Raw genomic sequence first — 1,214 nt, forward strand, 5'->3', positions numbered from 1 at the left:
CGATGCGCTGCGCATCAAGGCAGCGTATTTCAACAATGATGTCGAAGATTACATCGATGGCGTTACCCTGTCGCGGTTTGACCCGACAGCCGGTTGCCCGAGCGGACCCGGTATCCCGATATGCTTCCAGTACCAGAATTTTGCCAAGGCCAAGATCGACGGCTTCGAACTGGAGGGCGTCTATGATGCCGGATGGGGCTATGCCGGCCTCTCGGCTTCAATCACCAATGGTCACACCATTTCCTACAAGGGTGTGGAAGCGGATCTCGCCACGATCCCATCATCCCAGGTCACCGCGCAGCTCGGCTTGCGCTTCCTCGAGGACAAGCTGACCGTCGGCGGCGAAGTGCAATACAATGGCAAGCCCAAGGGCAATCCGATCGCCGAGGACTACACGCTGGTCAATGCCTTTGCCAGCTACCAGGCGACGGACAATTTGAAGATTGATTTCCGCGCCGACAATCTGTTCGATGTCAAATACGCCAACCCGCTTAACCTGACCACGGCTGGCCAGCCGCCGCAGCCGGTTTTCGCGGCCTACGAGCCCGGCATAACGCTGAAGCTGGCGGCAACGATGCGGTTTGGAGGCTGATTGCCATGACGAGCTTGACGACACCCCTTCGTCTGCTGACCTCGATGCTGGCGATGTCGCTTGCGATGGTTTCGGCGTGGGCGCAAGAGTCCGCGCCGGCCCCCACGCTCACCCTGGAACTCAATGGCGCGCAACCTTCCGACAAGGGTTGCCGCCTGAGGTTCGTGGTCAACAACAATCTCGGCGCCGACCTGTCCAAGGCTGCCTTCGAGATCGCCTTGTTCAACGAGGCAGGCGTCGTCGACCGGCTGACCGTGCTCGATTTCAAGGAATTGCCGGCCGGCAAGACCAAGGTGACGCGTTTCGATCTGGCCGGCACCGAGTGCTCGAAAGTCAGCCGCGTGCTGATCAACAGCGCGACCGAATGCACCGGTACCGGCGTCGAACCGAACGCCTGCATGCGCAAGCTGAAGACGGACACCAAGACCGGTATCGCCTTCGGCGTCTGAGGTGGGACTGCATCCCGCATTCCTGCAAAACAAAACGGTGTGGCCAGCTGCCGGCCACTGCCGACTGCCGCTGCGAGCGAACGATCTTGATTTGACAATTCTGCTCTTGTCGCTGCAGGTCTCGCGGCGAGACATGCAGGATATCAGCCCCCTTTCCGAAGCCGGCGCCGAGC

2 protein-coding genes are annotated in these 1,214 nt (G+C 60.4%); both read left to right on the forward strand.

Translation table 11 applies throughout. From position 1 onward, the window contains the following. Positions 1-592: TonB-dependent receptor (locus EN969_RS31815; RefSeq protein WP_127419773.1), on the forward strand; the 592-nt coding region annotated here is incomplete at its 5' end. Positions 593-597: 5 nt separating this feature from the next. After that, a complete protein-coding gene (locus EN969_RS31820; protein ID WP_063168170.1) occupies positions 598-1,041 on the forward strand; it encodes a hypothetical protein in 444 nt (147 codons plus the stop codon). The last annotated feature ends 173 nt before the right edge of the window (positions 1,042-1,214 follow it).

The sequence above is a fragment of the Mesorhizobium sp. M7A.F.Ca.CA.003.01.2.1 genome (genome assembly GCF_003998945.1).
GTDB lineage: Bacteria > Pseudomonadota > Alphaproteobacteria > Rhizobiales > Rhizobiaceae > Mesorhizobium > Mesorhizobium ciceri.

Bases quoted from the DNA above. Each gene is read 5' to 3' on its own strand.
- EN969_RS31820 (WP_063168170.1), top strand. From the start codon at position 598: ATGACGAGCTTGACGACACCCCTTCGTCTGCTGACCTCGATGCTGGCG.